This is a genomic window from Serratia sp. 14-2641, assembly GCF_001692375.1.
In the GTDB taxonomy this organism is placed as follows: Bacteria; Pseudomonadota; Gammaproteobacteria; order Enterobacterales; family Enterobacteriaceae; genus Chania; species Chania fonticola_C.
Map to the genome: position 1 here is coordinate 103,925 of NZ_LXKR01000018.1, position 22,538 is coordinate 126,462.

A 22,538-nucleotide genomic window follows, 5' to 3' on the forward strand; every position below is an offset into this window, starting at 1 on the left:
TTATGGTCGACAAGGTAGAAAGATAAGGCATTGAGTTATGGTATCAGCCCGGCTTGAGGCTGCCAAATTTCATTTGTGAAGGGCCAGGCCAACTGCAACAAAAGTTGGTGTCTGGGGCGGGTTTATGGTATAAAGCGCGCCGGCAGATCCGCATTCGGCCTTGAGTGCCAGTGAGGAAATGACCGAAGTAGTTTTAACTGCACTCACATTGTGTAAATAACACACACGTATCGACACATCCGCCGGGGTGCCTTGAGATGACTCACGTCATTGTCCGGGTCGGCGTTATGGGATACGTGGAGGCATAACCCCAATCAACTCTAATAGAGGTTTTAATCATGGCAACTGTTTCCATGCGCGACATGCTCCAGGCTGGTGTACACTTTGGTCACCAGACCCGTTACTGGAACCCGAAAATGAAGCCTTTCATCTTCGGCGCACGTAACAAGGTTCACATCATCAACCTGGAAAAAACCGTACCAATGGCCAACCTGGCTTTGGCTGAACTGACCAAGATCTCTTCCCGTAAAGGTAAGATCCTGTTCGTTGGTACCAAGCGCGCAGCAAGCGAAGCGGTAAAAGAATATGCTAACGGCTGCGATCAGTTCTTCGTGAACCATCGCTGGTTGGGCGGCATGCTGACTAACTGGAAAACCGTTCGTCAGTCAATCAAACGTTTGAAAGATCTGGAAATCCAGTCCCAAGACGGCACCTTCGACAAGCTGACCAAGAAAGAAGCGCTGATGCGCACTCGTGAACTGGCCAAGCTGGAAAACTCCCTGGGTGGTATCAAGGACATGGGTGGTCTGCCAGACGCTCTGTTTGTTATCGATGCCGATCACGAACACATCGCGATCAAAGAAGCCAACAACCTGGGTATCCCGGTATTCTCTATCGTTGATACCAACTCCGATCCAGACGGCGTTGACTTCATCATCCCTGGTAACGACGACGCAATCCGTGCAATCAAATTGTACCTGACCGCCGTTTCTGCCGCCATCCGTGAAGGTCGTTCTCAAGATCTGGCCGTTCAGGCGGAAGAAAGCTTCGTAGAAGCTGAATAATAAGGTCAAGCCCTTATTAACCAGGTATTGAATATGTTGGTTAGGGGGGCCTTTAAGGGCCCCCTTTGCTTATCTGAATGAGAACTATCTCCGAGCGAGATAACCGAGGAAAAAGAAATGGCTGATATTACCGCTGCCCTGGTAAAAGAACTGCGTGAGCGTACCAGCGCAGGTATGATGGATTGCAAAAAAGCGCTGATCGAATCTAACGGCGACATCGAGCTGGCAATCGAAAACATGCGTAAATCTGGCGCGATCAAAGCGGCGAAAAAAGCAGGCAACGTAGCTGCTGACGGCGTGATCAAAACCAAGATCGAAGGCAACTTCGGCATGATCGTGGAAGTTAACTGCCAGACCGACTTCGTTGCTAAAGACGGCGGTTTCCAGGCTTTCGCTGACAAAGTGTTGGATGCGGCTTTTGCTGGCAAAATCACTGACGTTGACGTGCTGAAAGCGCAGTTCGAAGAAGAGCGCGTTGCGCTGGTGGCAAAAATCGGTGAGAACATCAACATTCGCCGTATTGCTGCCCTGGAAGGCGACGTGTTGGGTAGCTACCTGCACGGTGCTCGCATCGGTGTTCTGGTTGCCGCTACCAAAGGCGCGGATGAAGAGCTGGTTAAGCAGCTGGCAATGCACGTTGCCGCTAGCAAGCCTGAATTCGTCAAGCCTGAAGATGTGTCTGCTGAAGTGGTAGAGAAAGAGTACCAAGTTCAGTTGGACATCGCCATGCAGTCTGGCAAGCCGAAAGAAATCGCAGAGAAGATGGTTGAAGGCCGCATGAAGAAATTCACCGGCGAAGTCTCTCTGACCGGTCAGCCTTTCGTGATCGAACCAAGCAAGAGCGTTGCTCAGGTGCTGAAAGAGCACAACACTGACGTGACCAATTTCATCCGCTTTGAAGTGGGTGAAGGCATTGAGAAAGTTGAAGCTGACTTTGCTGCTGAAGTTGCAGCAATGAGCAAACAGTCTTAATGCTGTTAATGGAGCCGCCGCGAGGCGGCTCCATTTTATCCAGCCAGAGAAATGCCGATGGTGGGCCCCGCGTGCCCAGGCTAATCGGTTGAAAACCCCAATACTATAACTACTGCTTCTTAGGACAGAACACCATGGCAACCAATGCAAAACCCGTTTATCAGCGTATCCTGCTCAAACTGAGTGGTGAAGCCCTGCAAGGTGCAGAAGGCTTTGGGATCGACGCTAGCGTTTTGGATCGCATGGCTCAGGAAGTAAAAGAGCTGGTCGAGCTGGGCATCCAGGTCGGTGTAGTTATTGGCGGTGGCAATCTTTTCCGTGGTGCAGGTCTGGCACAAGCCGGCATGAACCGCGTAGTGGGCGACCACATGGGAATGCTGGCTACCGTGATGAACGGCCTGGCTATGCGTGATGCACTGCACCGTGCCTATGTGAACGCCCGCCTGATGTCTGCCATTCCGTTGAATGGCGTATGTGACAACTACAGCTGGGCAGAGGCGATCAGCCTGCTGCGTAACAACCGCGTGGTGATTTTCTCCGCCGGTACGGGTAACCCGTTCTTTACCACGGATTCTGCGGCCTGCCTGCGCGGCATCGAAATTGAAGCCGATGTGGTATTGAAAGCGACTAAAGTGGATGGTGTATACTCCGCTGACCCGGTGAAAAACCCGGACGCAACGCTGTACGAACAGATCACCTACCAGGACGTGTTGGAGCGTGAGTTAAAAGTGATGGATCTGGCGGCGTTTACGCTGGCTCGCGACCATGGCTTGCCGATCCGCGTATTCAACATGAACAAGCCGGGCGCACTGCGTCGCGTGGTGATGGGTGAGAACGAAGGTACTCTGATCACCAAATAACGGCTGTTTGGCCAAATTTCCCAGGAGCGGGTAACGCCAGGCGTTGTGTGCTTCTGATAAGTAAAATTCACGGGCTATACTTTTCAGTACAGCCTGCCAAGTAACCAGCTTCCAAGGGTTCGCAACGTGATTAATGAAATCAGAAAAGATGCTGATTCACGCATGGAAAAAAGCGTCGAAGCATTCAAAAACCAAATCAGCAAGATCCGTACTGGCCGTGCTTCTCCAAGCATCCTGGACGGCATCATGGTGGAATACTACGGTGCAGCAACGCCGCTGCGCCAACTGGCCAACGTCACGGTAGAAGATTCCCGTACGCTGGCGATCAACCTGTTTGACCGTTCTCTGGGGTCGGCGGTAGAAAAAGCCATTATGTCTTCCGATCTGGGCCTGAACCCAAGCTCGGCTGGCACCGTGATCCGCGTTCCGCTTCCTCCGCTGACGGAAGAGCGCCGTAAGGATCTGATCAAGGTTGTACGTGGCGAAGCCGAGCAGGGCCGTGTGGCCGTGCGTAACGTGCGCCGCGATGCCAACGATAAAGTGAAGGCACTGCTGAAAGACAAAGAAATCAGCGAAGATGAAGATCGCCGTTCACAAGACGACATCCAGAAAATGACCGATGCCTACATCAAACTGCTTGATGCGGCATTGGCCGATAAAGAAAAAGAACTGATGGATTTCTAATCTCCATCGCCTTGAAATAGAGCGTCGCCTTGGCGGCGCTTTATTTTTTGTGGTGTAGATCTCGTTTTATCGTACGCACAGAGCGTAAACCAGCCGTGATGCAAGTTACACTGTGGTGTACCTCCGATCTCATCACGCAGTAGATTCAGAGCGATCTCATGAAGCAACTGACAATTCTGGGTTCCACCGGTTCCGTGGGCACCAGCACCCTGGCCGTGGTCAGGGAAAATCCCGACCTTTTCGCGATCAAGGCACTGGTAGCTGGCCGTAATGTGGCGGTCATGGCGCAGCAGTGCATAGAGTTCCGCCCGAGCTATGCGGCAATGGCCGATGAGCAGTCCGCCAATGAGTTACGCGCCGTGCTGGCAGAAAACGGTGTGAAAACCGAAGTGCTGGCAGGTGAAAAGGCAGCCTGCGAGCTAGCCGCATTAGACGACGTAGACCAGGTGACGGCAGCCATTGTCGGGGCCGCTGGGCTGTTGCCCACCCTGGCCGCGATCCGTGCCGGTAAGCAGGTGCTGCTGGCGAACAAAGAGTCGCTGGTCACCTGTGGCCGCCTGTTTATGGACGCGGTGCAAAAGAGCCAGGCCCAGCTGCTGCCGCTGGACAGCGAGCACAACGCTATCTTCCAGAGCCTGCCAGAAAGCATCCAACGCCAACTGGGTTATAGCTCGCTGGAAGCCCACGGCGTTTCGCGCATCGTGCTGACCGGTTCCGGTGGCCCGTTCCGTACTACGCCGATGGAACAGTTCGCCACCATGACGCCGGATCAGGCCTGTGCGCATCCCAACTGGTCGATGGGGCGCAAAATCTCGGTAGATTCCGCCACCATGATGAACAAGGGGCTGGAGTATATCGAAGCTCGCTGGCTGTTCAACGCCTCGGCAGAGCAGATGGAAGTGATCCTCCACCCGCAGTCGGTGATCCACTCCATGGTGCGCTATGCCGATGGTAGCGTGCTGGCCCAACTGGGCACGCCGGATATGCGCACGCCTATCGCTCATGCCATGGCTTATCCGCAGAGGGTCCACTCCGGGGTGGCAGCGCTCGATTTCTGCCGTATCGGGGCGCTGACCTTCTCTGAGCCGGAACCTGAGCGCTATCCTTGCCTGTATTTGGCAATCGAAGCCTTCGATGCAGGCCAGGCGGCGACCACCGCACTCAACGCGGCCAATGAGATTGCCGTAGCGGCATTTTTGCAGCAACAAATTCGTTTCACTGATATTTCAGCCGTGAACCAAAAGGTTGTTGAATGTATGGCGCTGCCTGAGCCCACCAGCATTGAGATGGTGCTGGAGATCGATCGCCAGGCGCGTGAGGTGGCTGGCGGTTTGGTTCGTAACCTGCGGGGTTAATCACTTGAGCGGGTTATACCGCGGGCAAATTCGGCTCTGCTACATTGTCTGAATTTGCTGGTAAACTCGCCAGGCCGCCGTGTGGCCGTTTGTTCAGGCTTCGCGGAGGTGTTATAGTCTGCGCCATAATCACCGGTTATACCGTTGAATAATGGCCGGATTGGCAGCCCTTTTTACCTGACAAGCGCGGCCAATAGGGCAGTGCCAAGCCAGAAGACGGGGAAAACTTACGCCAATCTTTGCCGGGCGCTCCTTGTGGGCACCAGGCAGGCAGACTGAAAAGCTGTGTCAGGCACACGGCTTTTTTTGCGCGTAAGGTCCGATATTCCGGCATGGCAAGGCGTTTCTACCGAGGAAATAAGTACGAGTTATGTCGTCCGCAAACCAACAAGAAGCTAATCTTTCTGCTCATGGGCCACGTCATGTCGCGATCATTATGGACGGCAATGGGCGTTGGGCTAAACGCCAGGGCAAGTTACGTGTCTTCGGTCATAAAGCAGGGGTGAAATCGGTACGCCGTGCGGTCAGTTTTGCCGCCAGTCACCATTTAGATGCACTCACGCTTTATGCCTTCAGCAGCGAAAACTGGAACCGCCCGGCGCAGGAAGTCTCCGCGTTGATGGAGCTTTTTGTCCGCGCACTGGACAGCGAAGTAAAAAGCCTGCATAAACATAATGTCAGGTTGCGTGTGATCGGCGATGTCAGCCGGTTCAGCGCACGTTTGCAAGAGCGTATCCGCCGCTCGGAGCAGCTGACAGAAAATAACGATGGCCTGACGCTTAACGTAGCCGCCAATTACGGTGGCCGTTGGGATATTATTCAGGGAGTGAAGGATCTGGCTGAGCAAGTGCAGCAGGGTACGCTGTGCGTGAACCAGATCAGCGAGGAGTTACTGGGCGAGCGCGTCTGCATGAGCGATTTGTCTCCGGTGGATCTGGTGATCCGTACGGGCGGCGAACATCGCATCAGTAACTTTTTGTTGTGGCAAATTGCTTACGCCGAGCTTTACTTTACTGATGTACTCTGGCCAGATTTTGATGAACTTGTCTTTGAAGGTGCGCTGAATGCATTTGCACAACGCGAGCGTCGCTTCGGAGGAACAACACCTATCGACGCCAATGCGTCCTAGGGGGAACTTTTGCTGAAGTCTCGCATCATAACGGCTCTGATTTTAATTCCGATTGTTATCGCAGCGTTGTTCTTGCTGCCGCCGATGGGTTTTGCCCTGGTAACACTCGCTGTGTGCATGTTAGCCGCTTGGGAATGGGGGCAGCTGGCTGGCTTTGCTGCCCGCCCACAACGTATCTGGCTGGCGATATTATGCGGTTTCCTATTGGCGCTGATGATGCTCAGCGTGCCTGCCTACCATCAGTCTGTTCACCAATTGCAGATCGCTGGCCCGCTGTGGTTGTCGCTGGGATGGTGGCTGGCGGCCCTGCTGCTGGTGCTGTTCTATCCAGGCTCGGCTGCGCTGTGGCGTAATTCGCGCACCTTACGGCTGGTCTTTGGCCTGTTGACCATCGTGCCGTTTTTCTGGGGCATGCTGGCACTGCGTCAATTCGGCTATGAAGAGAATCATTTTACCGGTGCCTGGTGGTTGCTGTACGTTATGCTGTTGGTCTGGGGCGCAGATTCCGGCGCCTACATGTTCGGCAAGCTGTTTGGCAAACACAAGCTGGCACCGAAGGTCTCCCCGGGCAAAACCTGGGAAGGGCTGGTCGGCGGGCTGGTGACGTCTGCCGTGATTTCGTGGCTGTTTGGCCGCTATGCGCCGCTGAACGTGGTGCCTATGACCCTATTGGTCTGTTCGGTGATTGCTGCCCTGGCTTCGGTGTTGGGCGATCTGACGGAAAGCATGTTCAAGCGTGAAGCCGGTATCAAGGACAGTGGTCATCTGATCCCGGGGCACGGTGGCATTCTGGATCGTATCGATAGCCTGACCGCAGCGGTACCGGTATTTGCCTGCTTGATGCTGTTAGTGTTTTAATCCGTCATCGGCGGGGGGAGTAAAGGGATTCTATGGTCAGCGTACTCTGGAACTTGGTCGCGTTTATTATCGCTCTGGGTATATTGATCACCGTGCATGAGTTCGGGCACTTTTGGGTGGCCCGCCGCTGTGGCGTCCGTGTCGAGCGTTTCTCTATCGGCTTTGGCCGTGCGCTATGGCGCCGCACCGATCGCCAGGGCACCGAATTTGTCGTCGCCATGATCCCCCTTGGCGGCTACGTCAAAATGCTCGATGAGCGCGTCGAAACGGTAGCTCCCGAGCTGCGTCATGAGGCGTTCAACAATAAAACCGTCTGGCAGCGCGCGGCGATTGTCAGCGCGGGCCCCATTGCCAATTTCCTGTTTGCCATTCTTGCCTATTGGATCGTCTTTATCATCGGCGTGCCGAGTTACCGCCCGGTCATCGGTGAAATTACTCCGCAATCCATTGCCGCTCATGCTGAAATTTCTCCGGGAATGGAACTTAAGTCCGTTGACGGTATCGAAACGCCTGATTGGGAATCTGTTCGTCTGGCGTTGGTGACCAAAATCGGTGATGCGCAAACCGAGGTAGAAATTGCTCCGTTTGGTTCTTCACAAAAGCTGAGCAAGACCCTGGATTTGCGCCACTGGAGCTTTGAGCCGGACAAAGAAGATCCCGTGCGTTCTCTAGGCATGATCCCGCGTGGCCCGCAGATTGAATCCGTGCTGGCAGAAGTGCAGGCCGGGTCGGCTGCGCAAAAGGCAGGTTTACAAGCGGGGGACAGGATCGTTAAAGTCGATGGTCAGCCACTTGGCCGTTGGGTTACGTTGGTTAAACGTATCCACAATGCTCCAGGGCTTCCGCTGGTTTTAGAGATAGAAAGAAACGGCGCCCCCTTGTCTTTAACGCTGATACCAGATACAAAGCCGGTGGGAAAAGACAAAGCGGTGGGGTTTGCCGGGATTATACCTAAAGTTATCCCTCTGCCGGATGAGTACAAGACCATCCGTCAATATGGGCCGTTCTCTGCGCTGTATCAGGCGGGGGACAAAACCTGGCAGCTGATGCATCTTACGGTCAGCATGATAGGTAAATTAATTACCGGTGATGTGAAGCTGAACAACCTGAGTGGCCCGATTTCCATTGCACAGGGAGCAGGGGCATCAGCAGAGGTGGGTTTTGTGTATTATATGATGTTTCTAGCGTTGATTAGCGTCAACTTAGGGATCATCAACCTCTTCCCATTACCGGTATTAGATGGTGGGCATCTCCTCTTCCTGGCGATAGAAAAGCTGAAGGGGGGGCCAGTTTCTGAGCGAGTACAGGACTACAGCTACCGCATTGGTTCGATCTTGTTGGTACTGCTGATGGGTCTTGCACTTTTCAATGATTTTTCTCGTCTTTAGGGGCGGGGACAGGTTAGGAAGAACGCATAACAACGATGGCGATGAAAAAGTTGCTCATAGCGTCGCTGCTGTTTGGCAGCGCCACCGTATACGGTGCAGACGGGTTCGTAGTGAAGGATATTCATTTCGAAGGCCTGCAACGAGTCGCCGTCGGTGCGGCGTTACTCAACATGCCGGTTCGCGTAGGCGATACCGTCTCTGATGATGATATCGGTAATACCATCCGTGCCTTGTTTGCCACTGGCAACTTCGAGGACGTTCGCGTACTGCGCGATGGTGATACGCTGATTGTTCAGGTTAAGGAACGCCCTACCATTGCCAGCATCACTTTCTCCGGTAACAAATCGGTGAAAGATGACATGCTCAAGCAAAACCTGGAAGCCTCTGGCGTCCGGGTTGGTGAAGCACTCGACCGCACCACCTTATCCAGCATTGAAAAAGGGTTGGAAGACTTCTACTACAGCGTCGGTAAATACAGTGCCTCGGTGAAAGCCGTTGTCACGCCGTTGCCGCGTAACCGTGTTGACCTGAAACTGGTGTTCACGGAAGGGGTTTCCGCCAAGATTCAACAAATCAACATTGTCGGCAACCATGCCTTCACCAACGATGAGCTGATCGCACACTTCCAGTTGCGTGATGATGTTCCGTGGTGGAACGTAGTGGCCGATCGCAAATACCAGAAACAAAAGTTGGCGGGGGACCTTGAGAGCCTGCGCAGCTTCTATCTGGATCGCGGCTATGCCCGTTTCAATATTGATTCGACGCAGGTCAGCCTGACGCCAGATAAAAAAGGCATCTATATCACCGTTAACATCACCGAGGGCGATCAGTACAAGCTTTCTGGCGTGGTGGTAAATGGCAACCTTGCCGGTCATTCGGCAGAAGTGGCTCAGTTGACCAAGATTGAGCCGGGTGAGCTGTTTAACGGCACCAAAGTGACCAAAATGGAAGATAACATCAAGAAGATGTTTGGCCGTTATGGTTACGCCTATCCTCGCGTACAGACTCAACCTGAAATCAACGACGCGGATAAAACCGTGAAGCTGAACATCAACATTGACGCGGGTAACCGTTTCTATGTGCGCCGCATCAAGTTCGAAGGCAACGACACCAGTAAAGATTCCGTTCTGCGCCGCGAAATGCGCCAGATGGAAGGGGCGTGGCTGGGTAACGATCAGGTCGAGCAGGGTAAAGAGCGTCTGAATCGTCTGGGTTATTTCGAGACGGTCGATGTTGAAACCCAGCGTGTACCGGGTTCCCCCGATCAGGTTGATATCACCTATAAGGTGAAAGAACGTAACACCGGGACGCTGAACTTTGGCGTAGGTTACGGTACCGAAAGTGGCGTCAGCTTCCAGGCGGGTGTCCAGCAGGATAACTGGCTGGGTACGGGCTACTCTGTTGGCATCAGCGGCACCAAGAACGACTACCAGACCTATACCGAGCTGTCGGTGACCAACCCGTACTTCACCGTTGACGGTGTGAGTCTGGGCGGCCGTATCTTCTATAACGACTTTAAAGCGAATAATGCCGATCTGTCCGACTATACCAACAGCAGTTATGGTATTGACGGCACGCTGGGCTTCCCAATCAACGAGAACAACTCGCTGCGTGCTGGCCTGGGTTACGTCCATAACTCCTTGTCAGAAATGCAGCCGCAGATCGCCATGTGGCGCTATCTGAACTCGATGGGTGATTATCCTGACTTTAAGGATCGCGCCAGCTTTACAGCCGACGACTTCACGCTGAACCTGGGCTGGACCTATAATAATCTGGACCGTGGCTACTTCCCTACCCAGGGTAACCGCACTACGTTCAACACCAAGGTGACCGTGCCGGGCTCCGACAACTCATACTACAAGATGACGTTGGACACCGCGCAGTATATGCCGCTTAACGATGACAAGACCTGGGTGTTGCTGGGTCGTGGCCGTCTGGGCTATGCCGATGGGTTGGGCGGTAAAGAAATGCCGTTCTATGAAAACTTCTATGCGGGTGGTTCAAGTACCGTACGTGGCTTCCAGTCCAACACCATTGGTCCAAAAGCCGTGTACTACAACTCCAACTCGTATTCGTGCCAGTACGCGCCAGGCACCAGCACCGCTCAGCCGATTTGTAGCTCGAACGATGCGGTGGGCGGTAACGCCATGGCCGTGGCAAGCATGGAGTTGATCACGCCTACGCCGTTCCTGAGCGAGAAATACGCCAACTCGGTGCGTACTTCACTGTTTGTCGATGCCGGTACCGTGTGGGATACCCACTGGGAAAACACCGATCAGACGCTGATGTACGGGGTACCAGACTACAGCAAGGCGAGCAACATTCGCGTGTCTGCCGGTCTTGCGCTGCAGTGGATGTCTCCACTGGGGCCGTTGGTCTTCTCCTATGCGGATCCGATCAAGAAATACGACGGCGACAGGTCGGAGCAGTTCCAGTTTAACATCGGTAAAACCTGGTAATAACCGGTTTCACCTGTGGGCATAGCGGTACAAGAATCGCAAATGCCAGGCTTAAACCAGCTCATAGCGAGAGAAATCTCATTGTGTACTGTGATAAGTCTGGCAGATTGTGTACTTTCAAAAGTGTCATGTGACACAAATGGGTGATGGTAAGGAGTTTATAGTGAAAAAGTGGTTATGTGCCGCAGGCCTCGGTTTAGCAATGGCTGCTTCTGCAGGCGTTCAGGCAGCTGACAAGATTGCTGTTGTTAACGTTTCTAGCATTTTCCAACAGCTGCCAGCTCGTGAAACCGTAGCCAAGCAATTGGAAAGCGAATTCAAAGGCCGTGCAAGCGAACTCCAGAACATGGAACGCGATCTGCAAACCAAAATGCAGAAACTGCAGCGTGATGGTTCTACCATGAAAGCCAGCGATCGCACCAAGATGGAAAAAGACGTGATGGCTCAGCGTGAGCAGTTCTCTCAGAAAGCGCAGGCTTTCGAGCAGGACAATCGTCGTCGCCAGATGGAAGAGCGTAACAAAATCCTGAGCCGTATTCAGGATGCTGTGAAAGCCGTTGCCAGCAAAGAAGGCTATGACGTCGTGATCGACGCCAACGCAGTTGCTTACGCAGGTTCTTCAAAAGATATTACTGCAGACGTGCTGAAACAGGTTAAATAACGCCATGCCTTCAATTCGACTGGCTGATTTAGCGCAGCAGTTGGATGCACAATTGCACGGTGATGGCGATCTCGCCATCACCGGCATTGCTTCTATGCATTCCGCACAGCCTGGCCAAATCACGTTTTTGTCAAACAGCCGCTACCAAGAGCAGCTGGCTTCCTGTCAGGCGAGTGCCGTGGTACTCACCGAGGCAGACCTACCACACTGCCGTAGCGCAGCGCTGGTGGTTAAAAACCCTTACCTGACCTATGCGCGTATGGCGCAGTTGATGGACACCACGCCAGCACCCGCAGCAGATATCGCGCCAAGCGCGGTGATCTCTCCGCAGGCCAAGCTGGGGCAGAACGTTGCTATTGGGGCGAACGCGGTTATCGAATCCGGTGTTGAACTGGGCGATAACGTGGTCATCGGCCCGGGTTGCTTTATCGGCAAGCAGGCACGCATCGGCGCAGGTACGCGTCTGTGGGCCAACGTGACGATTTATCATGAAGTGGAAATCGGCCAGCACTGCCTGATCCAATCGGGAACGGTGATTGGTGCGGACGGTTTCGGCTACGCCAACGAGCGTGGCAACTGGATCAAGATCCCGCAGCTTGGCACGGTGATTATTGGCGATCGCGTTGAGATTGGTGCCTGTACCACCATCGATCGCGGTGCGTTGGATAACACCCAGATTGGGAATGGTGTTATCATAGATAACCAGTGTCAGATTGCACACAACGTGGTGATTGGCGAGAATACCGCCGTCGCGGGCGGTGTGATCATGGCAGGTAGCCTGAAAATCGGGCGCTATTGCCAAATTGGCGGCGCCAGTGTGATCAACGGTCACATGGAGATTGCTGACCAGGTAGTTGTCACCGGGATGGGAATGGTTATGCGACCAATCACCGAACCTGGGGTATACTCCTCTGGCATTCCGTTACAACCCAACAAAGTTTGGCGTAAAACCGCGGCGTTGGTGATGAATATCGATGAGATTAGCAAGCGCTTGAAAGCTGTCGAACGAAAAGTCGGAAAAGACTAATCACCACGGCCCGGGATGCTGGGTATAAAACGAAACGCGTTGGCAATGATGCCAAAAGCGCAAAGAGTTGTTAATTTGCGGCCTGCCTGATGATCTCCTTTTTGGGGTCAACGCAGGCCGTGTTGTTGATGCCATCAGTTTTTAGAGACAGGAAGAGTATTTTGACTACTGACACTCATACTCTAGATATTGCAGAAATTCTGGAACTGCTTCCTCACCGTTATCCATTCTTGCTGGTTGACCGTGTATTGGATTTCGAAGAGCATAAATATCTGCGTGCAGTGAAGAACGTATCCGTTAATGAGCCGTTTTTCCAGGGGCATTTCCCTGGTAAACCGATTTTTCCAGGCGTGCTGATTTTGGAAGCTATGGCTCAGGCCACGGGTATCCTGGCATTTAAGAGCGTGGGTAAACTGGAACCGGGCGAGCTGTACTATTTCGCCGGTATTGACGAAGCTCGCTTCAAGCGCCCTGTGGTGCCTGGCGACCAGATGATTATGGAAGTCACTTTCGAAAAAACCCGTCGTGGTTTGACCCGCTTTAAAGGCGTGGCGACCGTCGATGGAAAAATTGTCTGCGAAGCAACCATGATGTGTGCCCGCAGCCGGGAGGCATAATCCGTGATTGATAAAACCGCCTTTATCCATCCAAGTGCGATCGTTGAAGAAGGCGCCGTCATCGGCGCTGGTGCGCATATCGGTCCCTTCTGTTACGTCGGCTCCCAGGTGGAAATCGGCGCGGGTACGGTCCTCAAATCGCATGTGGTGGTGAACGGTATCACCAAGATTGGCCGCGATAACGAGATCTATCAGTTTGCCTCTATCGGTGAAGTGAATCAGGATCTGAAATACGCTGGCGAACCGACTCGGGTTGAAGTCGGCGATCGTAACCGCATTCGTGAGAGCGTCACCATTCATCGCGGTACCGCGCAGGGAACGGGCCTGACCAAAGTCGGTAATGACAACCTGCTGATGGTCAACGTGCACGTTGCTCATGACTGCGTGGTGGGCAATTCCTGCGTGTTGGCCAACAACGCCACGCTGGCTGGTCACGTGGAGATCGACGATTTCGCCATCATTGGCGGCATGACCGCGATCCACCAATTCTGTGTGATTGGTGCCCATGTGATGGTCGGTGGTTGCTCCGGTGTCGCTCAGGACGTACCGCCTTTTGTCATCGCGCAGGGTAACCACGCGACGCCATTTGGTATCAACGCCGTAGGCCTGAAACGTCGTGGTTTTGATAAGGATGAAATGCAGGCGATCCGTAATGCCTACAAAATCCTCTATCGCAGCGAGAAGACCTTCGACGAGGCTAAAGCAGAGATCGAAACCCTGGCGCAACAGCAGCCCGTGGTGCAGCAGTTCCTCGATTTCTTTGCGCGTTCTACCCGTGGGATTATTCGCTGAGTTATGCCAAATCGTCCATTGACTATCGGATTGGTCGCCGGGGAAACCTCCGGTGATATTCTGGGGGCCGGATTAATTCGTGCGCTTAAGACGCACTACCCAAGCGCCCGCTTTGTCGGTGTTGCTGGCCCGCTGATGCAGGCCGAAGGGTGTGAAACCTGGTACGAAATGGAAGAGCTGGCGGTGATGGGCGTGGTAGAGGTGCTTGAGCGTCTGCCACGCCTGTTGAAGATCCGCAAGGATCTGACCCGCCGGTTCAGTGAGCTGAAGCCTGACGTGTTTGTCGGTATCGATGCGCCAGACTTCAACCTCACGCTGGAAGGCCGCCTGAAACAGCGCGGTATCCGCACTATTCACTATGTCAGCCCGTCCGTGTGGGCCTGGCGTCAGAAACGTGTTTTCAAAATTGGTAAAGCGACCGACCTGGTGTTGGCGTTCCTCCCTTTCGAAAAAGCGTTTTACGATCGTTTCAACGTTCCTTGCCGCTTTATCGGTCATACCATGGCCGATGCGATGCCATTGCAGGCGGATAAGCTGGCCGCACGCGCTACGCTGGGCATTGACCCGGCCGCTCGCTGTTTGGCATTGCTACCCGGCAGCCGTAATGCCGAAGTGGAAATGCTCAGTGGTGACTTCCTGCGCACCGCCCAACTGCTACGCGAGCATTATCCCGATCTGGAAGTGGTGGTGCCGTTGGTCAACGCCAAGCGCCGTGAGCAGTTTGAGCGCATCAAGGCAGAGGTCGCACCGGAGCTTAAGGTTCACCTGCTGGATGGCAAAGGGCGTGAGGCGATGGTGGCCAGCGATGCGGCACTGCTGGCTTCTGGCACCGCAGCGCTGGAATGCATGTTGGCAAAATGCCCGATGGTGGTGGGCTACCGCATGAAGCCATTTACCTTCTGGCTGGCGGAGCGGTTGGTGAAAACCCCGTATGTCTCATTGCCTAACCTGCTGGCAGGGCGTGAAATCGTCACCGAACTGCTGCAACACGATTGTGTACCGGATAAGCTGGCCGCGGCGTTATTGCCGCTGCTGGAAGACAGCCCGCAGGCGGAGCTGTTGAAACAGACCTTCCTTGAATTGCATCAGAGCATTCGCTGTGGTGCCGATGAACAGGCCGCTCAGGCTGTGTTGGAGCTGGCAAAAGCATGATGGAACCCTTTGTTTACCCTGCCGCCCGGCTGTTTGCCGGTGTGGACGAAGTGGGGCGCGGGCCTTTGGTGGGTGCCGTTGTGACCGCTGCGGTGATCCTCGATCCGGCACGGCCGATTGTTGGCCTGGCGGATTCCAAAAAGCTCAGTGAGAAGCGTCGCCTGGCGTTATACGACGAGATCGTGGAAAAGGCGCTGTCCTGGAGCCTGGGGCGAGCTGAGCCGGTCGAAATCGACCAACTGAATATCCTGCATGCCACGATGTTGGCGATGCAGCGCGCGGTAGCGGGTTTGCATATCGCACCGGACATGGTGTTGATTGACGGCAACCGTTGCCCCAAATTGCCGATGCGCTCGTTAGCGGTAGTGAAAGGGGATAGCCGGGTGGCGGAAATCAGTGCCGCATCGATTCTGGCGAAGGTGACCCGCGATCGCGAAATGACCGAACTGGATGCGATTTTCCCGGATTACGGCTTTGCCCAACACAAGGGCTATCCCACTGCGTTCCATCTGGAAAAGCTGGCCGTGTTGGGGGCTACCGAGCATCATCGCCGCAGTTTTGCCCCGGTAAGACGGGCGCTGGAGTCTGGTTCGTCAGCTAAGTAAACAAGCCGCATAGTTCACACGATGCTTAAAATTACGCCCCCTCTCCTTTTGGGAGAGGGTCGGGGTGAGGGGAAATGGCTACGGTGATCTTCCCTACACCCTAATGTAACCCCGGTTCAGTAAGCTGAACCCCAACACGTTGGTATCTGGATATGGCCGAACCTCGTTTTATTCATCTGCGCGTGCACAGTGACTACTCCATGATTGATGGATTAGCCAAGATTGGCCCGTTGGTGAAAAGAGCTGCCGCGTTAGCCATGCCAGCCTTGGCCGTCACCGACTTCACCAATATGTGTGGTCTGGTGAAGTTTTATGGCAGTGCGCACGGTGCCGGGATCAAACCGATCATCGGTGCGGATTTCCATGTGCAAAGCGAAGAGCTGGGCGATGAGCTGGCACAGCTTACCGTGCTGGCAGCCGATAACGTTGGCTATCAAAACCTCACACTATTAATCTCCAGGGCGTATCAGCGCGGTTATGGCCCGGCAGGCCCGGTGATCGATCGCGACTGGCTGATAGAACATCGCAGCGGGTTGATCCTGCTTTCCGGTGCACGCATGGGCGACGTCGGCAAGTTTCTGCTGCGTGGCAACCAGGCCCTGGTCGATCAATGCCTGGAGTTTTACCAGCAGCATTTCCCGGACAGCTATTATCTCGAACTGATCCGCACCGGCCGTGGGGATGAAGAAAACTATCTGCACGCCGCCGTAGCCCTGGCGACCGAACGTGGGTTGCCGGTAGTCGCCACCAACGATGTCCGTTTCCTGGTGGAAGATGACTTTGACGCCCATGAGATCCGCGTAGCGATCCATGATGGCTTCACGCTTGACGATCCAAAACGCCCGAAAAACTACAGCCCGCAACAGTACATGCGCAGCGAAGAGGAGATGTGCGAGCTGTTTGCCGACATCCCGGAAGCGTTGCTAAACAGCGTGGAAATTGCCAAGCGCTGTAACGTCACCATCCGTCTGGGCGAATATTTCCTGCCACAGTTCCCCACCGGCGATATGACCACCGAAGATTTCCTGGTGCTCAAGTCCAAAGAGGGGTTGGAAGAACGCCTGGAGTTCCTGTTCCCGGATCCGGAAGTCCGTGCCGAGCGCCGTCCTGAATACGATGAGCGTCTGGATCTGGAACTGAAAGTGATCAACCAGATGGGATTCCCGGGTTACTTCCTGATCGTAATGGAGTTCATCCAGTGGTCGAAAGATAACGACGTGCCGGTAGGCCCGGGCCGTGGCTCTGGTGCCGGTTCGCTGGTGGCCTATGCGCTGAAAATCACCGATCTCGACCCGCTGGAATTTGACCTGCTGTTCGAACGCTTCCTGAACCCGGAACGTGTCTCGATGCCCGACTTCGACGTCGACTTCTGCATGGAAAAACGCGACCTGGTCATCGAGCACGTGGCGGACATGTATGGTCGTGAGGCGGTATCGCAGATCATCACCTTCGGTACCATGGCGGCGAAAGCGGTGATCCGCGACGTGGGGCGCGTGCTGGGCCATCCTTATGGCTTTGTCGACCGTATCTCCAAGCTGGTGCCGCCCGATCCGGGCATGACGCTGGAAAAAGCCTTTGCTGCAGAGCCGCAGCTGCCGGAAATCTATGAGGCAGACGAAGAGGTCAAAGCGCTGATCGACATGGCGCGCAAGCTGGAAGGTGTGACGCGTAACGCCGGTAAGCACGCCGGGGGGGTGGTGATTGCGCCAACCAAGATCACCGACTTTGCCCCGCTTTATTGCGATGCCGAAGGTAACCACCCGGTCACCCAGTTCGATAAGAACGACGTGGAATACGCCGGGCTGGTCAAGTTCGACTTCCTCGGTCTGCGTACCCTGACCATCATCGACTGGGCGTTGGGGATGATCAATGCCCGGCGAGCCAAAACCGGGCTGGAGCCGATAGATATCGCGGCCATTCCGCTCGAGGACAAGAAAAGCTTCGACATGCTGCAACGCTCGGAAACCACAGCGGTGTTCCAGCTTGAATCGCGCGGCATGAAGGATTTGATCAAACGTTTGAAGCCAGACTGCTTCGAAGACATGATCGCACTGGTGGCGCTGTTCCGTCCCGGCCCGTTACAGTCCGGCATGGTAGATAACTTTATCGACCGTAAGCACGGGCGCGAAGAGATCTCCTACCCTGATATCCAGTGGCAGCATGAATCGCTGAAGCCAGTGCTGGAGCCAACCTATGGCATCATCCTGTACCAGGAACAGGTGATGCAGATCGCTCAGGTGTTGGCTGGCTATACGCTGGGCGGCGCGGACATGCTGCGTCGCGCCATGGGTAAAAAGAACCCGGTCGAGATGGCCAAGCAGCGTGGCGGTTTTGAAGATGGTGCGAAATCGCGCGGCATTGACGGCGAACTGTCGGTAAAAATCTTCGATCTGGTAGAGAAGTTCGCGGGTTACGGCTTTAACAAATCGCACTCCGCTGCCTATGCGTTGGTGTCTTACCAGACGCTGTGGCTGAAGGCCCACTATCCGGCCGAGTTTATGGCTGCGGTCATGACCGCCGATATGGATAACACCGATAAGGTGGTGGGGCTGGTGGATGAGTGCTGGCGCATGGGCCTGAAAATTCTGCCGCCGGACATCAACAGCGGGCAGTATCACTTCCACGTTAATGACGAGGGTGAGATCGTCTATGGCATCGGAGCCATCAAAGGCGTAGGGGAAGGACCGATCGAAGCGATTATCGAAGCGCGTAATTCCGGCGAGCAGGGGTATTTCAAAGATCTGTTCGACCTGTGCGCCCGCTCCGATATTAAAAAGCTCAACCGACGTATTCTGGAAAAGCTGATCATGTCCGGGGCGTTCGATCGCCTGGGGCCACACCGTGCCGCGTTGATGAACTCCCTGGGGGATGCGCTTAAAGCGGCCGATCAGCACGCCAAAGCCGAAGCCATCGGCCAGGCAGATATGTTTGGCGTGTTGGCGGAAGCGCCGGAGCAGGTGGAACAATCCTACGCTAACGTTCCCCCTTGGCAGGAACAGGTAGTGCTGGATGGTGAACGGGAAACGCTGGGGCTGTATCTTACCGGCCACCCCATCACCCAGTACCTCAAAGAAATTGAACGCTATGCCGGTGGCCAGCGTCTGAAAGATATGCACCCGACGGATCGCGGCAAGATGACTACCGCCGTCGGGTTGGTGATTGCCTCCAAGATCATGATGACCAAACGCGGCAACCGCATCGGCATTTGTACGCTGGATGACCGCTCTGGCCGTCTGGACATCATGTTATTCACCGATGCCTTGGAAAAATACCAGCATTTGTTGGAAAAAGACCGTATCCTGATCGCGACTGGACAGGTCAGCTTTGATGACTTTAACGGCGGGCTTAAAATGACCGCTCGTGAATTAATGGACATCAGTGAAGCACGTGAAAAATACGCTCGCGGGCTTGCTATCTCGCTGACGGACAGGCAAATTGATGACCAGCTTTTGAACCGTCTCCGTCAGTCTTTGGAACCCCATCGCTCGGGGACGATTCCAGTGCATCTCTACTATCAACGGGAAGATGCACGGGCAAGATTGCGCTTTGGTGCAACTTGGCGCGTGACGCCGACCGACCGCTTGTTGATAGATTTGCGGACCTTGGTAGGTAATGAGCAGGTGGAACTGGAATTTGACTAAAATAGGAATGCTATGAGTCTGAATTTTCTTGATTTTGAACAGCCGATTGCAGAGCTGGAAGCGAAAATTGACTCGCTGACCGCAGTCAGCCGTCAAGACGAAAAATTAGATATTAATCTGGACGAAGAGGTTCAGCGCCTGCGTGAGAAGAGCGTTGAGCTGACGCGCAAGATTTTTTCCGATCTTGGGGCCTGGCAGATTGCCCAATTGGCACGCCACCCGCGCCGTCCTTATACCCTGGATTATATCAAACACATCTTTACCGACTTTGAAGAGCTGGCAGGCGATCGCGCCTATGCCGATGACAAAGCCATTGTCGGTGGTATTGCGCGCCTCGATGGCCGCCCGGTGATGATCATTGGTCATCAGAAAGGGCGTGAAACCAAAGAGAAAATCCGCCGCAACTTCGGTATGCCGGCACCGGAAGGCTATCGCAAAGCGCTGCGCCTGATGGAAATGGCCTCCCGCTTCAAGATGCCGCTGATCACCTTCATCGACACCCCAGGTGCTTATCCTGGCGTGGGTGCGGAAGAGCGTGGTCAATCTGAGGCGATCGCCCGCAACCTGCGTGAAATGTCTCGCCTGAATATCCCGGTGATCTGCACCGTGATCGGCGAAGGCGGATCCGGCGGGGCACTGGCGATCGGCGTGGGCGATAAAGTGAATATGCTGCAGTACAGCACCTATTCGGTGATCTCGCCGGAAGGTTGCGCCTCGATCCTGTGGAAAAGTGCCGATAAGGCACCGATTGCCGCAGAAGCAATGGGCATCACTGCACCGCGCTTGAAAGAGCTGAAGCTGATCGATTCTGTGATCCCAGAGCCTTTGGGCTCTGCTCACCGCGACGTACCGGCAATGGCGGCTTCGTTGAAAGCCCAACTGTTGGCGGACCTGGCGGATCTGGATGGCCTGAACAACGAAGAGTTGCTCAATCGTCGCTATCAACGGCTGATGAACTACGGCTATTGCTGAGTTTGTACGCCTGATGACTAACCGCCTCCGGGCGGTTTTTTTATGCGCGTAAGACAGCCTCGGCTTTTTATGTTGTTATAAGCTATTGGTAGTTAACTAAAGGATAGCTGCGATGAATATCATTGCGATCATGAGCCCGATGGGCGTTTACTACAAAGACGAGCCTATCCGCGAGCTGCACGTGGCGCTGGCCTCAATGGGCTTCCAGCTGGTGTTCCCTAAGAACAGCGGCGATCTGCTCAAGCTGATCGAGCACAATGCGCGTATCTGTGGGGTGATCTTCGACTGGGACGAATACAGCCTGGAGCTGTGCAGCGAAATCAACGAGCTGAATGAATATCTGCCGCTGTATGCGTTTATCAACACTCACTCCACCTTCGATGTCCACCTGCACGAAATGCGTATGGTGCTCTATTTCTTCGAGTATGGTCTGAACGCTGCCGACGATATCGCCCAGCGCATTCGCCAGTATACCGATGAGTATATGGACACCATCACCCCACCGCTGACCAAGGCGCTATTCACCTATGTGAAGGAGGGGAAATATACCTTCTGTACGCCGGGCCATATGGCGGGCACCGCGTTCCAGAAAAGCCCGGTGGGCTGCCTGTTCTACGATTTCTTTGGTGCCAACACCCTGAAGGCGGATATTTCCATCTCGGTGACGGAGCTCGGCTCGCTGCTGGATCACACCGGCCCGCATCTGGAGGCGGAAGAGTACATTGCCCGCACGTTCAACGCGGAGCAGAGCTACTTGGTGACCAACGGCACCTCTACCGCCAACAAGATTGTCGGCATGTATTCGGCACCTGCCGGTAGCACGGTATTGATTGACCGTAACTGCCATAAGTCGCTGTGTCACCTGCTGATGATGTGTGACATCGTGCCGATTTACCTGCGCCCGTTGCGAAATGCGTACGGTATTTTAGGCGGCATTCCCCAGCGCGAATTTACCCGCGACAGCATTGCCGAGCGGGTGGCAAGCACTGCCAACGCCAGTTGGCCGGTACATGCGGTGATCACCAACTCTACCTATGACGGCCTGTTGTATAACACCGATTATATCAAGCAAACGCTGGACGTAGCGTCGATCCACTTCGATTCGGCCTGGGTGCCTTACACCAATTTCCACCCGATTTATGACGGCAAAAGCGGCATGAGTGGCGATCGCATCGCGGGCAAGGTGATCTATGAAACTCAATCAACCCACAAGCTGCTGGCGGCGTTCTCTCAGGCTTCGATGATCCACATTAAAGGGGATTATGACGAGAACACCTTTAACGAAGCTTACATGATGCACACCACCACTTCGCCGCATTACGGCATTGTGGCTTCAATGGAAACTGCTGCGGCGATGCTGCGGGGTAATCCGGGGCGGCGCATGATTAACCGCTCCGTGGAGCGAGCCCTGCATTTTCGCCGTGAAGTGCAACGCCTGCGTGCCGAGAGTGATACCTGGTTCTTCGATATCTGGCAGCCGGAAGAGATTGACGAGGCACAGTGCTGGCCGCTGAACCCGGACGATAACTGGCATGGCTTTGGCCAGACCGACAGCGATCATATGTATCTGGATCCGATCAAGGTCACCATTTTGACGCCGGGGATGAACGAACTGGGTGAGCTGGAGGAGAGCGGGATCCCTGCCGCGCTGGTAGCGAAATACCTGGATGAGCGTGGGATCGTGGTGGAGAAAACCGGTCCGTACAACCTGCTGTTCCTGTTTAGCATTGGCATCGACAAGACCAAGGCGATGAGCCTGCTGCGCAGCCTGACGGATTTCAAACGAGCTTACGATCTTAACCTGCGGGTGAAAAACATGCTGCCGGATCTGTATGCTGAAGATCCGGATTTTTACCGCCATATGCGCATTCAGGATCTGGCTGCCGGGATCCACCAGCTGATCCGCCAGCACGATTTACCGGGCTTGATGCTGCGTGCGTTTGACGTCCTGCCGGAGATGAAGCTGACGCCTTATGAGATGTTCCAGCAGGTGCGCGGCAATGTAGAAACCTGCGAGATCGACCAGTTGGTCGGCAAGGTGGCGGCGAACATGATCCTGCCTTATCCGCCGGGTGTGCCGGTCGTGATGCCGGGGGAGATGATCACCGAAGAGAGCCGCGCGGTGCTCGATTTCCTGCTGATGCTGTGTTCGATCGGCGAACACTATCCAGGTTTTGAAACCGACATCCACGGCGCTAAACTGACCGAGGATGGGCGCTATCTGGTGAAGGTGCTGAAAACCGATTAGATAAGAATGTCCTCTCTCCTACAGGGAGTGGGGACCGATCGTGCCACATCCTGA

18 protein-coding genes are annotated in these 22,538 nt (G+C 54.6%); all 18 read left to right on the top strand.

Features of this window, described 5'->3' with window-relative positions; translation table 11 throughout:
• The first annotated feature begins 338 nt into the window (after window positions 1–338).
• Window positions 339–1,064, top strand: a complete 726-nt coding sequence (gene rpsB / locus A6U95_RS08570) for a 30S ribosomal protein S2 (RefSeq protein ID WP_021179908.1) — start codon at window positions 339–341, stop codon at window positions 1,062–1,064.
• A gap of 117 nt (window positions 1,065–1,181) precedes the next feature.
• Window positions 1,182–2,036, top strand: coding sequence for a translation elongation factor Ts (gene tsf, locus A6U95_RS08575; RefSeq protein ID WP_021179909.1), 855 nt, complete (start codon window positions 1,182–1,184; stop codon window positions 2,034–2,036).
• 134 nt (window positions 2,037–2,170) lie between these two features.
• Window positions 2,171–2,896, top strand: a complete 726-nt coding sequence (gene pyrH, locus A6U95_RS08580) for a UMP kinase (protein ID WP_021179910.1) — start codon at window positions 2,171–2,173, stop codon at window positions 2,894–2,896.
• A 126-nt stretch (window positions 2,897–3,022) separates the two neighbouring features.
• Window positions 3,023–3,580: a ribosome recycling factor gene (gene frr, locus A6U95_RS08585; protein ID WP_024484316.1), complete on the top strand. Its 558-nt coding sequence runs from the start codon at window positions 3,023–3,025 to the stop codon at window positions 3,578–3,580.
• Between the two features lie 158 nt (window positions 3,581–3,738).
• The gene (gene ispC / locus A6U95_RS08590; protein ID WP_065684165.1) at window positions 3,739–4,935 is read left to right on the top strand and encodes a 1-deoxy-D-xylulose-5-phosphate reductoisomerase; all 1,197 of its coding nucleotides are present in this window, start codon (window positions 3,739–3,741) and stop codon (window positions 4,933–4,935) included.
• Window positions 4,936–5,305: 370 nt separating this feature from the next.
• Window positions 5,306–6,064, top strand: coding sequence for a (2E,6E)-farnesyl-diphosphate-specific ditrans,polycis-undecaprenyl-diphosphate synthase (gene ispU / locus A6U95_RS08595; RefSeq protein WP_065684166.1), 759 nt, complete (start codon window positions 5,306–5,308; stop codon window positions 6,062–6,064).
• A gap of 9 nt (window positions 6,065–6,073) precedes the next feature.
• On the top strand, window positions 6,074–6,922 hold the full coding sequence (cdsA, locus tag A6U95_RS08600; RefSeq protein ID WP_065684167.1) for a phosphatidate cytidylyltransferase: 849 nt from the start codon (window positions 6,074–6,076) through the stop codon (window positions 6,920–6,922).
• A gap of 32 nt (window positions 6,923–6,954) precedes the next feature.
• On the top strand, window positions 6,955–8,310 hold the full coding sequence (gene rseP, locus A6U95_RS08605) for a sigma E protease regulator RseP (protein WP_065684168.1): 1,356 nt from the start codon (window positions 6,955–6,957) through the stop codon (window positions 8,308–8,310).
• Window positions 8,311–8,345: 35 nt separating this feature from the next.
• Complete coding sequence (gene bamA, locus A6U95_RS08610; RefSeq protein ID WP_065684169.1) at window positions 8,346–10,769, top strand: outer membrane protein assembly factor BamA; 2,424 nt, start codon at window positions 8,346–8,348, stop codon at window positions 10,767–10,769.
• 163 nt (window positions 10,770–10,932) lie between these two features.
• The gene (gene skp, locus A6U95_RS08615; protein WP_065684170.1) at window positions 10,933–11,430 is read left to right on the top strand and encodes a molecular chaperone Skp; all 498 of its coding nucleotides are present in this window, start codon (window positions 10,933–10,935) and stop codon (window positions 11,428–11,430) included.
• A 4-nt stretch (window positions 11,431–11,434) separates the two neighbouring features.
• The gene (gene lpxD, locus A6U95_RS08620; protein ID WP_065684171.1) at window positions 11,435–12,457 is read left to right on the top strand and encodes a UDP-3-O-(3-hydroxymyristoyl)glucosamine N-acyltransferase; all 1,023 of its coding nucleotides are present in this window, start codon (window positions 11,435–11,437) and stop codon (window positions 12,455–12,457) included.
• Window positions 12,458–12,618: 161 nt separating this feature from the next.
• Window positions 12,619–13,074, top strand: coding sequence for a 3-hydroxyacyl-ACP dehydratase FabZ (gene fabZ, locus A6U95_RS08625; RefSeq protein WP_021179919.1), 456 nt, complete (start codon window positions 12,619–12,621; stop codon window positions 13,072–13,074).
• Window positions 13,075–13,077: 3 nt separating this feature from the next.
• On the top strand, window positions 13,078–13,866 hold the full coding sequence (lpxA, locus tag A6U95_RS08630; protein ID WP_021179920.1) for an acyl-ACP--UDP-N-acetylglucosamine O-acyltransferase: 789 nt from the start codon (window positions 13,078–13,080) through the stop codon (window positions 13,864–13,866).
• Between the two features lie 3 nt (window positions 13,867–13,869).
• Window positions 13,870–15,018, top strand: a complete 1,149-nt coding sequence (gene lpxB, locus A6U95_RS08635; protein WP_024529512.1) for a lipid-A-disaccharide synthase — start codon at window positions 13,870–13,872, stop codon at window positions 15,016–15,018.
• Window positions 15,015–15,623 carry a ribonuclease HII gene (gene rnhB / locus A6U95_RS08640; RefSeq protein WP_024484324.1) on the top strand — a complete coding sequence of 203 codons (609 nt, stop codon included), beginning with the start codon at window positions 15,015–15,017 and terminating at the stop codon, window positions 15,621–15,623. Before lpxB ends, rnhB begins: the two co-directional genes overlap by 4 nt.
• 152 nt (window positions 15,624–15,775) lie before the next feature.
• Entirely contained in the window at window positions 15,776–19,264 is a 3,489-nt protein-coding gene (gene dnaE, locus A6U95_RS08645) for a DNA polymerase III subunit alpha (protein WP_065684172.1), read from the top strand.
• A gap of 12 nt (window positions 19,265–19,276) precedes the next feature.
• Window positions 19,277–20,236: an acetyl-CoA carboxylase carboxyl transferase subunit alpha gene (accA, locus tag A6U95_RS08650; RefSeq protein WP_021806103.1), complete on the top strand. Its 960-nt coding sequence runs from the start codon at window positions 19,277–19,279 to the stop codon at window positions 20,234–20,236.
• A 112-nt stretch (window positions 20,237–20,348) separates the two neighbouring features.
• Window positions 20,349–22,484, top strand: coding sequence for a lysine decarboxylase LdcC (locus A6U95_RS08655; protein ID WP_065684173.1), 2,136 nt, complete (start codon window positions 20,349–20,351; stop codon window positions 22,482–22,484).
• Window positions 22,485–22,538 lie beyond the last annotated feature (54 nt).

Coding starts and splice junctions, on each gene's coding strand:
- rpsB (WP_021179908.1), top strand. CDS start 339: ATGGCAACTGTTTCCATGCGCGACATGCTCCAGGCTGGTGTACACTTT.
- tsf (WP_021179909.1), top strand. CDS start 1,182: ATGGCTGATATTACCGCTGCCCTGGTAAAAGAACTGCGTGAGCGTACC.
- pyrH (WP_021179910.1), top strand. CDS start 2,171: ATGGCAACCAATGCAAAACCCGTTTATCAGCGTATCCTGCTCAAACTG.
- ispC (WP_065684165.1), top strand. CDS start 3,739: ATGAAGCAACTGACAATTCTGGGTTCCACCGGTTCCGTGGGCACCAGC.
- ispU (WP_065684166.1), top strand. CDS start 5,306: ATGTCGTCCGCAAACCAACAAGAAGCTAATCTTTCTGCTCATGGGCCA.
- rseP (WP_065684168.1), top strand. CDS start 6,955: ATGGTCAGCGTACTCTGGAACTTGGTCGCGTTTATTATCGCTCTGGGT.
- bamA (WP_065684169.1), top strand. CDS start 8,346: ATGGCGATGAAAAAGTTGCTCATAGCGTCGCTGCTGTTTGGCAGCGCC.
- lpxD (WP_065684171.1), top strand. CDS start 11,435: ATGCCTTCAATTCGACTGGCTGATTTAGCGCAGCAGTTGGATGCACAA.
- lpxB (WP_024529512.1), top strand. CDS start 13,870: ATGCCAAATCGTCCATTGACTATCGGATTGGTCGCCGGGGAAACCTCC.
- rnhB (WP_024484324.1), top strand. CDS start 15,015: ATGATGGAACCCTTTGTTTACCCTGCCGCCCGGCTGTTTGCCGGTGTG.
- dnaE (WP_065684172.1), top strand. CDS start 15,776: ATGGCCGAACCTCGTTTTATTCATCTGCGCGTGCACAGTGACTACTCC.
- accA (WP_021806103.1), top strand. CDS start 19,277: ATGAGTCTGAATTTTCTTGATTTTGAACAGCCGATTGCAGAGCTGGAA.
- A6U95_RS08655 (WP_065684173.1), top strand. CDS start 20,349: ATGAATATCATTGCGATCATGAGCCCGATGGGCGTTTACTACAAAGAC.